The organism is Enterobacter cloacae complex sp. 2024EL-00227 (assembly GCF_043945315.1).
Classification (GTDB): Bacteria; Pseudomonadota; Gammaproteobacteria; order Enterobacterales; family Enterobacteriaceae; genus Enterobacter; species Enterobacter roggenkampii.
Genome location: NZ_JBIMQP010000006.1, coordinates 136,547 through 150,121, shown reverse-complemented (window position 1 = coordinate 150,121; position 13,575 = coordinate 136,547). Strand labels below are relative to the sequence as shown.

The following is a 13,575-nucleotide window of genomic DNA, read 5'->3' as shown; positions in this document are numbered from 1 at the left end:
GGCAGACGGTAACATAACGTTTTTACCGTAACAGTCGAGATGATTTATGAAACGTGCCGTCGTCGTGTTCAGCGGAGGACAAGACTCTACTACCTGCCTGGTCCAGGCTCTTCATCAGTACGATGAGGTTCACTGTGTCACTTTCGATTATGGTCAGCGTCATCGCGCTGAGATCGACGTTGCCCGTGAACTGGCCCTGAAACTGGGCGCACGCGCGCACAAGGTGCTGGACGTTACGCTGTTAAATGAACTGGCCGTGAGTAGCCTCACCCGGGACAGTATTCCCGTCCCGGACTACGAACCCGATGCCAGCGGCATTCCGAATACCTTCGTGCCGGGCCGCAATATTCTGTTCCTCACCCTGACGGCAATTTATGCCTACCAGGTAAAAGCCGAAGCGGTGATCACGGGCGTGTGTGAAACAGACTTCTCCGGCTACCCGGACTGTCGTGATGAGTTCGTGAAGGCGTTAAATCACGCCGTCAATCTGGGGATGGCGAAAGAGACGCGCTTTGAAACCCCGCTGATGTGGCTGGATAAAGCCGAAACCTGGGCGCTGGCCGACTACTGGGGCAAGCTGGACCTGGTTCGCAGCGAAACCCTCACCTGCTACAACGGCATTAAAGGCGACGGTTGCGGCCAGTGCGCCGCCTGTAATCTGCGCGCTAACGGGCTGAACCACTATCTTGCCAATAAAGCCGGCGTGATGGCCGCAATGCAGAAAAAAACCGGGCTTAAATAGGGCGACCTGACCGTGCTGTCGCATAACAGGTGTCGACAGCACGGGTAAGCCTGAACCTGTGTTACACGATCATCAGTTCCAGCTTTTCGCGCAATTCCCCTTCCAGCGGCAGCGCTTTCTGCGTTTTCAGATCGATACAGACAAAGGTGATCAACGCATCAGCCACCACCTGCCCTTCGGGATCGAGCGTAACCACCTGGCTTAACACGCCGCTTTTGCCATTGATCTGCTGCACCTGGCTGGTCACCGTGAGCACATCGCCCAACACGGCAGGGCGACGGTAGTTGATATTGATATTGACGACCACGAACGCGATGTTGTGCGCGGTCATCCACTGAAAGCTTTCGCTGTTTTCCAGCCCGTCCCAGCGCGCTTCCTCAAGAAACTCCAGGTAGCGGGCATTGTTCACATGCTGGTAAACGTCGAGGTGAAAACCGCGTACTTTTATTTTTGTCTGCATAGCGCAATAGCCTTTACTGTTATTGTAGGATAAGAGGTCATAACTGGTATGACCTCTTTATCCTGGCAAAATTTTGCCGCTGTGCAAGTAATTGTGAGATTACAACGTCAGGTGTGCGAGGTTGCGCTCAACCAGCGCGCTCCCCATGCCCGGAACCTGCTTGAGGTCGTCGACCGTTTTGAAAGGACCATACTCTTCACGATAGCTTACGATGGCCTGCGCTTTTTTCAGCCCGACGCCATTCATCACGCGGGCCAGCTCTTCCGCAGAGGCCGAATTGATGCTGACTCGCGTACCGTCATCATCCACATTTTTACCAACGTCAGTCGCTTTGGTTTGCCCCTGCCCCGGCGCTGCGGCGTCGGTCTTACTCTGTACCGCCTGTGGTTTAGCGGCAGGTGTCGCCGCCAGTGCGCCCGCGCTCAGCCCGGTGGTGGCAATAGCCAGCGTAATTAACAGTGCTTTGATTCCACATTTCATGCTGTTATCTCCTTGTTTGTAGACAGCCACGTCACGATAGCCGCCCGATAAAAGAGGCACAAACAGCAGAGTGCAGAAATGGAAAAGGCCGCGAAAGCGGCCTTTAGTTATTGCAGAGCGTTGCGAAAATCTGCGAGCAGATACGTAATTATTGCTGCTGAGTAATGATATCGCCCAGCTTAATTTTGGCCTCTTTACGCAGGTTGCTCATCATGGCTTCGAAGGCAATCTGGGCATTGTTCTGGGTAATCCCCTGAACCATCGCCTTCTTCTGCGCGTCTGGCAGAGTGCCGGCTTTCACTTCATCCAGCGCCAGCAGAACAACGTTACCCTGCATATCGGTAGTGGTGCCGAAGCTTGGCTTGTCTTTCGCCGGCAGAGTCAGGCCAAACGCGGCCTGGCTGATAGGGTCCTGACCAGTACGGCTCAGCGTTTTCGCTTCACCGAAGCTCAGGCCAGCCGCTTTCAGCGCGTCCTGTTTACCCGCTTTCAGATCGGCCAGAATCTTCTCAGCATCCAGTTTCGCCTGCTGTTCCGCTTTGTTGTGCTTAACCTGAGCGACGACCTGATCCTTAACTTCCGCCAGCGGTTTGACCGCTTCTGGCTTGTGCTCGCTGACGCGAAGCACAAACGCACGATCGCCATCGACGGTAATGATGTCTGAGTTACTGCCCGGCGTGCCGTTCTCACCAACCAGACCACCGTTGAAGATGGCATCAGAAACCGGTTTGAAGTTCAGCTCTTCCGGCAGGTTGTCACGACCAAACCAGCCCGTCTCAACCGCTTTCACCCCAGCCGCCTGCTCGGCACCCGCCAGAGATTCGTTGTCGTTGCTGGCAGCATCACTCACTTTCTGCTGCAGCGCATAGTAGGCATCCAGCGCTTTTTCCTGCTTCACTTTTGCCGCGATATCGTCACGAACCTCAGCCAGCGGCTTGGTTTTCGCCGCGGTGATGTCATCCAGACGCACGACCAGGAAACCTACGGAGGATTTAATGACGCCAGACAGTTGGCCTTTCTCTTTCAGACCCGCATTTTTCAGCTCGTCCGGCGTGGTCGCGTCTTCCAGCCAGCCCATATCGCCGCCGTTTTTCGCAGAGATAATGTCGGTGGATTTCGCTTTCGCGACGGTCGCAAAATCAGCGCCTTTGTTCAGCTCATCCAGTACCGCTTTGGCATCCGCCTCGGTTTTGGTCTGAATCACGCTGTAGCGGTTACGCTGCGGCTGTGTGAACTGATCCTGATGCTGGTCGTAGTAAGACTGGATTTCCGCGTCAGACGCGCTTTCCTGCAGTGCAGCCGCATCCAGCTTGATGTAGCTCACGCGGAACTGTTCAGGAGAAACAAAGGTATTCTTGTTCTGCTCGTACCAGGCGTTAATGTCAGCGTCGCTCACCTGCTGTTTCGCCGCCAGGGCGTTAACATCAATGGTCGCTTCACGTACAACGCGCTGCTGCGCCACCAGCGCAGCCAGTTCATCCGTTTCGCCTTTGAGCATGAAATCGGTGCCAACAACGGCATTGATGAGCTGCTGGGTGGTCAGTTGGTTACGCAGCGCCTGCGCGTACTGATCGGCCGTCATCCCCATCTGGTTGACGATGCTGTTGTAACGCGCGTTGTCGAATTTACCGTTAGACTGGAAGGCTTGCGTGGAGAAGATGGCTTTTTTCACCTGCTCATCGCTAATGCCAAGGCCGAGTTTTTTGGCATACTGATCCAGCAGCGCTTCGTCGATAAGACGGTTCAGCGTCTGCTGACGCAGGGTCTTCATATACCCTTCGTTTGCTGCCAGTTCAGAGAATTGGTCGCCCAGCTGTTGCTGCATACGGTTACGTTCACCGGCAAAAGCATTCTCGAACTGGCCGCGGCTGATCTCCTGGCCATTCACTTTTGCGGCATAGTTCGCGCCACCGCCAATAAGGTAACTGCTCACGCCGGTCAATATGAACGACACGATAATGATACCGAAAATAATCTTGAGCACGAGACTGTTAGCAGCCGTGCGTAAGCTGTCCATCATGGTGTAACAACACTCCGCTGTAGGTGACTGGTTACCTGACGCTGACGGAAAATCCTGCCCGTCGCGCGTAAAGTCGTATTGTGACAAGAAAACGGGGCGATTGTCAGCCCACAACTCGCATAAACTCGCACAAATCAGGTCTGGACAAACAAAAAAGGCACATCAAAAGATGCGCCCTTGTACTATCCGGCTTCCCTGAAACGGGAAAGCAATCAGTTTACTGCGTCTTTCAGCGCTTTACCTGCACGGAAACCCGGCACTTTAGCGGCAGCAATGGTGATCTCTTTACCGGTCTGAGGGTTGCGGCCAGTACGGGCAGCACGCTCTTTAACAGCAAAAGTACCGAAGCCTACCAGTGCAACGTCGTCCCCAGCCTGCAGAGATTCAGTAACAGAAGCAATTAATGCATCTAACGCACGTCCAGCTGCAGCTTTAGAAATATCAGCACCAGCAGCAATTTTGTCAATCAGTTGAGATTTATTCACTGTTCTCTTCCTCTCTTTATAATTTATATCGCGCCTGAATCCTTCACAACGCGACCGCGCAGCAGTTATATCAGGCCTGCCATGACCTTACAACACCCGTTGTTGATGGCTGACCTAATCAGCAATCTAAATTAGCTATACAAAAAAAGGCTGGCAAGTGCGAAATGACTTACCAGCCTTGTTTTTATTGACGCTCTTTGCGCGAGGTCACTATTTTGCGGTTACAACCTGCATTCCGGACGGTTCATTCTGCAATGCGAGACTAAGTACTTCCTCAATTCGCTTAACAGGATGGATCTGCAGGTCGGCAATCACGTTGTCCGGAATCTCTTCCAGATCGCGTTTGTTTTCGTAAGGGATCAATACGGTTTTGATCCCACCACGATGCGCCGCCAGCAGTTTTTCTTTTAAGCCACCGATTGGCAGAACCTGACCGCGCAGGGTAATTTCACCGGTCATTGCCACATCAGCACGCACCGGGTTACCTGTCAGGCAAGAAACCAGAGCGGTACACATGGCAATACCCGCGCTTGGACCATCTTTCGGCGTCGCCCCTTCAGGTACGTGTACGTGGATGTCGCGTTTTTCGTAGAAATCCGGGTTGATACCCAGTTTCTCCGCGCGCGCGCGCACCACGGTCAGCGCCGCCTGAATGGACTCCTGCATCACTTCACCCAGCGAGCCGGTATAGGTCAGCTTGCCTTTACCCGGTACACAGGCGGTTTCGATGGTCAGCAGATCGCCGCCCACTTCCGTCCATGCCAGACCGGTGACCTGGCCAACGCGGTTTTCGTTATCCGCGCGACCATAGTCGAAGCGCTGAACGCCGAGATAGGCATGCAGGTTATCACCATTAATCGTGATGTGTTTCAGGCTCTTATCCAGCAGCAGCTGTTTCACCGCCTTACGGCACAGTTTAGAGATTTCACGCTCAAGGCTACGCACGCCCGCTTCACGGGTATAGTAGCGGATGATGCCAATAATCGCGCTGTCCTCGACGGTCAGCTCGTTGGCTTTCAGCGCGTTACGCTCAATCTGTTTCGGCAGCAGGTGCTGTTTCGCGATGTTCAGCTTCTCGTCTTCGGTATAGCCGGAGAGACGGATCACTTCCATACGGTCCAGCAGCGGCGCCGGAATGTTCATGGAGTTCGACGTCGCCACGAACATCACGTCGCTCAGGTCGTAGTCCACTTCCAGGTAGTGATCGCTGAACGCCACGTTCTGTTCTGGATCAAGCACTTCCAGCAGCGCCGAGGCCGGATCGCCACGCATGTCCGAGGACATTTTGTCGATCTCATCGAGCAGGAACAGCGGGTTTTTAACGCCCACTTTCGCCATCTTCTGGATCAGTTTACCCGGCATAGAACCGATGTAGGTACGGCGGTGACCGCGGATTTCCGCTTCATCGCGTACGCCGCCCAGCGCCATACGGATATACTTACGTCCGGTCGCTTTAGCGATGGACTGGCCCAGAGAGGTTTTACCCACCCCCGGCGGTCCTACCAGGCACAGAATTGGGCCTTTGATTTTGTTTACACGGCTCTGTACCGCGAGGTACTCAAGAATGCGGTCTTTCACGCGTTCCAGGCCGTAGTGGTCGGTATCCAGGATCTCCTGCGCCTGACGCAGGTCTTTTTTGACCTTGCTGCGGGCGTTCCACGGAACCTGCACCATCCACTCAATGTAGCCACGTACGACGGTCGCTTCAGCCGACATCGGAGACATCATTTTCAGCTTCTGCAGTTCTGCTTCGGCTTTCTCTTTCGCCTCTTTCGGCATCTTCGCCGCGTCGATCTTACGCTTCAGCGCTTCGTTTTCGTCCGGCGCGTCGTCCATCTCGCCCAGCTCTTTCTGAATAGCCTTCATTTGCTCATTCAGATAGTACTCACGCTGAGATTTCTCCATCTGCTTTTTGACGCGGTTGCGAATACGCTTCTCAACCTGCAGCAGATCGATTTCGGACTCCATCATCGCCATCAGGTATTCCAGACGTTCGTTAACGTCGGACATTTCCAGCACGGACTGTTTGTCAGCCAACTTCAGCGGCATATGGGCAGCGATGGTGTCCGCCAGACGTGCAGGATCGTCGATGCTATTCAGCGACGTCAGCACTTCTGGTGGGATTTTCTTGTTCAGCTTGATATAGCCTTCAAACTGGCTAATCGCGGTGCGAACCAGCACTTCCTGTTCGCGCTCATCAAGTTCAGGCGAATCAAGGTACTCTGCCTTCGCAGAGAAGTGTTCGCCGTCGTCTGACAGAGTGGTAATACGCGCACGCTGCAGGCCTTCTACCAGCACCTTCACGGTGCCGTCAGGCAGCTTCAGCATCTGCAAAATAGAGGCCACGGTCCCGACGGTGAAAAGATCGTTTACACCCGGCTCATCCGTTGATGCTTCTTTCTGCGCCACCAGCATGATTTTTTTATCATGATCCATAGCGGCTTCGAGGCAACGGATAGATTTGTCCCGCCCTACAAATAAGGGTATGACCATGTGCGGATAAACCACCACATCGCGCAACGGCAATACGGGGATTTCAATGCGTTCAGAACGCTCAGGATTCATAGAGCTCTCTCTTAGTTAGTGTCCGCCAGGTAAGCTGGTCATGTCACTGTGCTTCACATAACCATTAACATGTATCCAGTATATGGGGATGTTTCCCACACATTCAACGCTATGAATACGGAAAAAGTAAAGGGGAGATAAAATCCCCCCTTTTTGATTAACTGCTTGTATGATTTGGTGAATTATTCGCCAGATGCCTGCTGGGCTTCCGGTTTGCCGTAAATCAGCAGCGGTTTGGTTTGACCGCTGATGACCGACTCGTCAATCACCACTTTCTCAACGTCTTCCATCGACGGCAGATCGTACATGGTGTCGAGCAGTGCCGCTTCAACGATAGAACGCAGGCCACGCGCGCCGGTTTTGCGGCTCATTGCTTTTTTGGCAATCGCATCCAGCGCTTCGTCGCGGAATTCCAGATCAACCCCTTCCAGATTGAACAGCGCCTGATACTGCTTGGTCAGCGCATTTTTCGGCTCTTTCAGGATCTGGATCAGCGCCTCTTCACTCAGCTCATTCAGCGTAGCCACAACCGGCAGACGACCGATGAATTCAGGGATCAGACCGAATTTGATCAGATCTTCTGGTTCAACCTGTGCCAGGAGCTCGCCTTCGTTCGGTTTTTCGGATGTGGATTTCACCGTTGCGCCAAAACCAATGCCGGAGCCGGTTTCAACACGGTGGGAGATGACTTTATCCAGACCAGCAAAGGCACCGCCACAGATGAACAGGATCTTGGAGGTATCAACCTGCAGGAACTCCTGCTGCGGATGTTTACGACCACCCTGTGGCGGAACGGCGGCAACCGTACCTTCGATCAGCTTCAGCAGTGCCTGCTGTACGCCTTCACCCGATACGTCACGAGTGATGGACGGGTTGTCGGATTTACGGGAGATCTTGTCGATCTCATCGATGTAAACAATCCCGCGCTGGGCTTTCTGTACGTCGTAATCGCACTTCTGCAGCAGTTTCTGGATGATGTTTTCGACGTCCTCACCCACATAACCGGCTTCGGTCAGGGTGGTGGCATCCGCCATGGTGAACGGAACATCAAGCAGACGCGCCAGGGTTTCAGCCAGCAGCGTTTTACCGGAACCGGTTGGGCCGATCAGCAGAATGTTACTTTTACCCAGTTCCACGCCATTGCTGGTATCGCCGTTACGCAGGCGTTTGTAGTGGTTATAGACCGCTACCGCCAGCACTTTCTTGGCCTGCTCCTGGCCGATGACGTAGTCGTCAAGGTGATGACGAATTTCATGCGGCGTTGGCAGCGCGCTGCGCTCACGGTGCGGTGCGACTTCTTTAATCTCTTCGCGAATGATGTCGTTACATAAATCGACGCATTCGTCGCAGATATACACGGACGGCCCGGCAATCAGTTTACGCACTTCATGCTGGCTTTTGCCGCAAAAAGAGCAGTACAGCAGTTTGCCCGAACCATCTTTGCGTTTATCTGTCATGAGTCCAAACCTCTTTTTAAGTTCTTTGTGCCGCACATGACGACGCAAATGCCATTCTAAGACGCAAGCTGCATCAAGCAGCGTGCCGCCCTACCTTAGTATAGCGGCACACTCGCGTCGCGGGCATCAATTACGATGGGTCAACACGGAGTCGACTAAGCCGTACTCAACTGCCTCTGAAGCAGAGAGGAAGCGATCGCGCTCGGTATCGCGCTCGATCTGCTCGAGAGGTTGACCCGTATGCTGCGCCATAAGTTCATTCATGCGCGCTTTTACTTTCAGGATTTCGCGGGCGTGGATTTCGATATCCGTCGCCTGCCCCTGGTAACCGCCCAGCGGCTGGTGAATCATCACGCGGGAATTCGGCAAGCAGAAACGCTTACCCTTCGCCCCTGCGGTTAACAGGAACGCACCCATAGATGCGGCCTGACCCATACAGATCGTGCTGACATCCGGTTTGATGAATTGCATGGTGTCATAAATGGACATCCCTGCGGTAATCACGCCACCCGGGGAGTTAATGTACAGGTAAATGTCTTTTTCCGGGTTTTCCGCTTCCAGAAACAGCATCTGCGCCACGATCAGGTTAGCCATGTGGTCTTCCACCTGGCCGGTCAGAAAGATAACGCGTTCCTTGAGCAGACGGGAATAGATATCAAAAGAACGCTCACCACGTGAGGTCTGTTCAATAACCATTGGCACCAGAGCCATATGGGGTGCAAAGTTATCTCGTTCGCCACTGTATGACATTTCCGTCTCCTGGATCAAAATTGAAAACACCTGCTGTACTGATTGTAACCTTACGGACGGATTATCAGCCAGTCTCATTCATCATGATTACGTACTTATGGGGTTCACAGTGCCCTATTTCAAGCATAACAACCTTTTGTTGTTACGCTAACACCGAAAGGGCGTTTTAGCACTCTTCCTGGGCTCTGGCTGCGATAAAAAAAACCCGCTGCCGCAAGGCAACGGGTTTTCTGTTCAAACTTTAAACCGTTGGGGCGAAATTACGCCTGCTGGTTCATCAGTTCGTTGAAAGAGGTCGCTTTTTCGGTCACTTTCGCTTTCGCCAGTACCGCTTCAACCGCCTGCTCTTCCAGGGCAACGTTGCGCATGTTGTCCATCAGCTCTTTGTTCTTACCGTAGAACTCGATCACTTCTGATGGATCTTCGTATGCAGAAGCCATCTCTTCGATCAGGCCTTTCACACGCTCTTCGTCAGCTTTCAGCTCGTGGGTACGAATCACTTCGCCCAGCAGCAGGCCAACCACAACGCGGCGTTTTGCCTGCTCTTCGAACAGCTCGCGCGGCAGTTCCATCGCTTGCTGCTGGTTGCCACCGAAACGCTGTGCAGCCTGACGGCGCAGAACGTCGATTTCGCTGTCGATCAGTGCAGCAGGAACGTCGATTTCGTTGGCTTTCACCAGGCCTTCGATCGCCTGAGACTTCACGCGGTTACGCACAGCACCGTTCAGCTCGCGCTCCATGTTTTTACGCACTTCGGTACGCAGGCCAGCAACAGAACCGTCTTCCACGCCGAAACGTTTGATGAACTCTTCAGTCAGTTCTGGCAGTTCGCGCTCTTCCACTTTCTTCAGGTTGATGACGAACTTCGCTGCTTTACCTTTCAGGTTTTCAGCGTGGTACTCTTCCGGGAAGGTCACGTCGATGGTGAACTCTTCGCCAGCCTTGTGGCCTTTGATACCGTCTTCGAAGCCTGGGATCATACGACCCTGGCCCATTGCCAGTACGAAGTCAGACGCTTTGCCGCCTTCGAACTCTTCGCCGTCTACAGAACCGGTGAAGTCGATGGTTACGCGGTCTTCCGCGTCAACAGCGCCTTCTTTCTCTTTCCAGTTCGCCTGCTGCTTACGCAGGGTGTCCAGCATGCCGTCAACGTCTTCGTCAGTCACGGAGACAATCGGTTTTTCAACTTCGATAGATTCCAGACCTTTCAGCTCAACTTCCGGATACACTTCAAACTCTACGGAGTAGGTGAAGTCTTCGCCCAGTTTGTATTCGCCTGGAACGTAGTTTGGCGCACCGGCCGGATTGATTTTTTCTTTGATGATCGCATCGATAAAGTTGCGGCTCATCAGTTCACCCAGCACATCCTGACGCACGGAAGCGCCATAACGCTGAGCAACAACATTCATTGGTACTTTGCCCTTACGGAAGCCGTCAATACGTACTTTTTTTGCTACGTTGACCAGCTCGCTTTTCACAGCAGTTTCGATGCTGTCAGCAGCGATAGTAATCGTTACACGGCGGCCAAGGCCTTGAGTGGTTTCAACTGAAACTTGCATCTTGTTACCTCAAAAAAATCACAGTGCTCGGTCAACTCTGAATCTGTCTGTTATACCGGGATGCTCTCTTAGTGCAGATTCACATTCCCTGTCGCCAGAATCATCCCGAAGACATTCAATAAGACGCGGCATTATAGCGGCATCACTTAGGTGAGTCGAGAACGGTTGGGGCATGTTGCTGCGGCTTTTTTCACACTTTAAGGCTATTTTTAGCCTTAAAATCGCACCATCCGCTCAAAACTCAGACAAAACAAAACGGCCCGAAGGCCGTTTTGAGGAAATCTGTAAGCAACATACTGGAAAAGCTCCAGCCGTTGCAAATCCGATTTATCAGGCGATAGTGCCTGCACCGCGACAGGGCGGCGATGCGAAAACCGTATCCTGCAAGCCTTCCCATTCCTTAATGGTGTAGGTATGCAGTGCCAGCGCATGCACGGTCGTGGAGAGCTCTTCCGTCAAGGTGCTGTAGATCAAGCGATGTCGGTTCAGGAAACGTTCTCCCGTGAAGCGATCGCTAACCAGAACCACTTTAAAGTGGCTTTCAGAACCTGCCGGTACGTTATGACGATAGCTTTCGTCGACGACTTCGAGGAACACAGGGTTGAACGCTGCCCTTAATTTATCTTCTATATGCTCACGTATCATCATGAAATTACTCCTCCGACAACGCCAGGATGTCACCCATCCCTTTAAATATTAGCCGCTTTTACCGTTTCCATTACACATTGACAACAAATATTTAGCTTTCGTCCGATTTTCTCATTCAAACGAATGAAGTTAACTGTGAGGCTCATACCTTTTATCATCCGTGAAAGGAGAAAATGAGTGAGCTGGTCAGTTTTCAGACAAGACGATGAATTTACATGCGTTGACCACTTCCCCTGACCGTTGGCGATGTTATGATGGCGGCAATTTTTCTCTCTATTATGCTTACGATTCGTGAGAACTTAAAAATGTTAAAAAAACTCTTCTTTCCATTGGTAGCCCTTTTTATGCTGGCAGGCTGTGCTACCCCGCCTACCACCATTGATGTCTCACCAAAAATCACCCTGCCTCAGCAGGACCCAAGCCTGATGGGCGTCACCGTGAGCATTAACGGTGCCGATCAGCGTCAGGATCAGGCGCTGGCAAAAGTGACCCGCGATAACCAGCAGGTGACGCTCACCGCGTCACGTGACCTGCGCTTCCTGCTGCAGGAAGTGCTGGAGAAACAAATGACCGCTCGCGGCTATATGATCGGCCCAAGCGGTGCGGTTGATCTGCAGATCATCGTTAACAACCTGTACGCTGACGTGTCACAGGGCAACGTGCGCTACAATATCGCCACCAAAGCGGATATCGCCATCATTGCCACCGCGAAGAATGGCAACAAGATGACCAAAAACTACCGCGCGAGCTACTCTGTTGAAGGTGCGTTCCAGGCATCCAACCAGAACATTGCTAACGCCGTTAACAGCGTGCTGACCGATACCATCGCCGATATGGCGCAGGACACCAGCATCCACGACTTTATCAAGCAGAACGCACGTTAATCCTGCTCACTGACCCGGTGTAACACCGGGTCAGTCTTAAAAGAACATGTCCAGCCATTACTTACGCATTTTCCAGCAACCGAAATCAGCGATTCTGCTGATCCTCGGCTTTGCCTCGGGTTTACCCCTCGCGCTCACCTCCGGCACGCTTCAGGCGTGGATGACGGTCGAGAACATCGATCTCAAAACCATTGGTTTCTTCTCGCTTGTCGGTCAGGCCTATGTTTTCAAGTTCCTGTGGTCGCCGGTGATGGATCGCTATACGCCGCCGTTCCTCGGGCGTCGCCGCGGCTGGCTGGTGATGACGCAGGTCCTGCTGCTGCTGGCCATCGCGGCGATGGGGTTTCTTGAGCCCACCACGCAGCTGCGCTGGATGGCCGCGCTTGCGGTGGTGATTGCCTTCTGTTCCGCCTCTCAGGATATCGTGTTCGACGCCTGGAAGACGGACGTGTTACCTGCGGAAGAACGCGGTGCCGGTGCGGCCATCAGCGTGCTGGGCTATCGCCTCGGGATGCTGGTCTCTGGCGGGCTGGCGCTGTGGCTGGCCGACCGTTACCTCGGCTGGCAGGGCATGTACTGGCTGATGGCCGCCCTGCTTATCCCCTGCATTATCGCCACGTTCTTTGCCCCCGAACCGAGCGACGTTATTCCGGTTCCCCGCTCGCTGGAGCAGGCCGTGGCCGAACCGCTGCGCGACTTCTTTGGCCGCAACAACGCCTGGCTGATCCTGCTGCTGATCGTCCTTTATAAGCTTGGCGACGCCTTTGCCATGAGCCTGACCACCACCTTCCTGATCCGCGGTGTCGGTTTTGATGCCGGTGAAGTGGGGGTAGTGAATAAAACGCTGGGGCTGTTTGCGACCATTGTCGGGGCACTTTACGGTGGCGTGCTGATGCAGCGCCTGACGCTGTTCCGCGCACTGCTGATCTTCGGCATTCTTCAGGGCGCCTCTAACGCAGGCTACTGGCTGCTGTCGATTACCGACAAACATATGATCAGCATGGCCGCTGCGGTGTTCTTCGAAAATCTCTGCGGCGGTATGGGGACAGCAGCCTTTGTCGCCCTGCTGATGACCCTGTGCAACAAGTCATTTTCCGCCACGCAGTTCGCGCTGCTCTCGGCGCTCTCTGCCGTTGGCCGCGTTTACGTAGGTCCGATTGCCGGCTGGTTTGTGGAAGCCCACGGTTGGCCAACGTTTTATCTTTTCTCCGTCGTGGCTGCCGTGCCGGGGATTTTATTGTTGCTGGTCTGTCGCCAGACGCTGGAATATACCCAGCGGACCGAACACTTTATGCCACGAACGGAATATCACCGCGCCTACCGTTTTGCGTTACGTCTGTTAATGATGGGCTGCGTTGCGCTGGCACTCTGGCTTATCGTGCTCATTATTAATGCCAGCACACCACTGGCGCTCCCCTTTGAGGCCCTTCTGCTGGACGCCGGAGCCCTGCTGGCCATCGTTGGGATCCTGACGGGCGGTCTGCTCGATTTCATGGCGTTGCGTAAAACGCAGCTGACCTGAAGA

General features: G+C 53.6%; 12 protein-coding genes. 3 read left to right on the top strand and 9 right to left on the bottom strand.

Annotated elements, in window-relative coordinates:
• Positions 1–46 precede the first annotated feature (46 nt).
• A complete protein-coding gene (gene queC, locus ACHH0Z_RS12690; RefSeq protein ID WP_025912627.1) occupies positions 47–742 on the top strand; it encodes a 7-cyano-7-deazaguanine synthase QueC in 696 nt (231 codons plus the stop codon).
• Positions 743–803: 61 nt separating this feature from the next.
• Here queC and ACHH0Z_RS12685 read toward each other — a convergent pair whose 3' ends face one another.
• The 9 genes from ACHH0Z_RS12685 to bolA all read right to left on the bottom strand — a co-directional run bounded on the left by ACHH0Z_RS12685 (position 804) and on the right by bolA (position 11,166).
• On the bottom strand, positions 804–1,202 hold the full coding sequence (locus tag ACHH0Z_RS12685; RefSeq protein ID WP_021241651.1) for a YbgC/FadM family acyl-CoA thioesterase: 399 nt from the start codon (positions 1,200–1,202) through the stop codon (positions 804–806).
• Positions 1,203–1,301: 99 nt separating this feature from the next.
• Entirely contained in the window at positions 1,302–1,682 is a 381-nt protein-coding gene (locus tag ACHH0Z_RS12680) for a helix-hairpin-helix domain-containing protein (RefSeq protein ID WP_045407977.1), read from the bottom strand.
• A gap of 148 nt (positions 1,683–1,830) precedes the next feature.
• Positions 1,831–3,702 carry a peptidylprolyl isomerase gene (gene ppiD, locus ACHH0Z_RS12675; RefSeq protein WP_023326792.1) on the bottom strand — a complete coding sequence of 624 codons (1,872 nt, stop codon included), beginning with the start codon at positions 3,700–3,702 and terminating at the stop codon, positions 1,831–1,833.
• 212 nt (positions 3,703–3,914) lie between these two features.
• Positions 3,915–4,187, bottom strand: a complete 273-nt coding sequence (gene hupB / locus ACHH0Z_RS12670) for a nucleoid-associated protein HU-beta (RefSeq protein WP_002444653.1) — start codon at positions 4,185–4,187, stop codon at positions 3,915–3,917.
• A 210-nt stretch (positions 4,188–4,397) separates the two neighbouring features.
• Positions 4,398–6,752, bottom strand: coding sequence for an endopeptidase La (gene lon / locus ACHH0Z_RS12665; RefSeq protein WP_045407979.1), 2,355 nt, complete (start codon positions 6,750–6,752; stop codon positions 4,398–4,400).
• A 182-nt stretch (positions 6,753–6,934) separates the two neighbouring features.
• Positions 6,935–8,209 carry an ATP-dependent protease ATP-binding subunit ClpX gene (gene clpX / locus ACHH0Z_RS12660; protein WP_008503316.1) on the bottom strand — a complete coding sequence of 425 codons (1,275 nt, stop codon included), beginning with the start codon at positions 8,207–8,209 and terminating at the stop codon, positions 6,935–6,937.
• Positions 8,210–8,335: 126 nt separating this feature from the next.
• Entirely contained in the window at positions 8,336–8,959 is a 624-nt protein-coding gene (clpP, locus tag ACHH0Z_RS12655) for an ATP-dependent Clp endopeptidase proteolytic subunit ClpP (protein WP_008503317.1), read from the bottom strand.
• A 260-nt stretch (positions 8,960–9,219) separates the two neighbouring features.
• Entirely contained in the window at positions 9,220–10,518 is a 1,299-nt protein-coding gene (tig, locus tag ACHH0Z_RS12650) for a trigger factor (RefSeq protein WP_008503318.1), read from the bottom strand.
• A gap of 330 nt (positions 10,519–10,848) precedes the next feature.
• A complete protein-coding gene (gene bolA / locus ACHH0Z_RS12645) occupies positions 10,849–11,166 on the bottom strand; it encodes a transcriptional regulator BolA (protein WP_021241655.1) in 318 nt (105 codons plus the stop codon).
• A 305-nt stretch (positions 11,167–11,471) separates the two neighbouring features.
• Here bolA and ACHH0Z_RS12640 point away from each other — a divergent pair, with 305 nt between their 5' ends.
• Positions 11,472–12,050: a lipoprotein gene (locus tag ACHH0Z_RS12640; RefSeq protein ID WP_023310568.1), complete on the top strand. Its 579-nt coding sequence runs from the start codon at positions 11,472–11,474 to the stop codon at positions 12,048–12,050.
• 46 nt (positions 12,051–12,096) lie between these two features.
• On the top strand, positions 12,097–13,572 hold the full coding sequence (gene ampG / locus ACHH0Z_RS12635; protein WP_045407981.1) for a muropeptide MFS transporter AmpG: 1,476 nt from the start codon (positions 12,097–12,099) through the stop codon (positions 13,570–13,572).
• Positions 13,573–13,575: the final 3 nt, after the last annotated feature.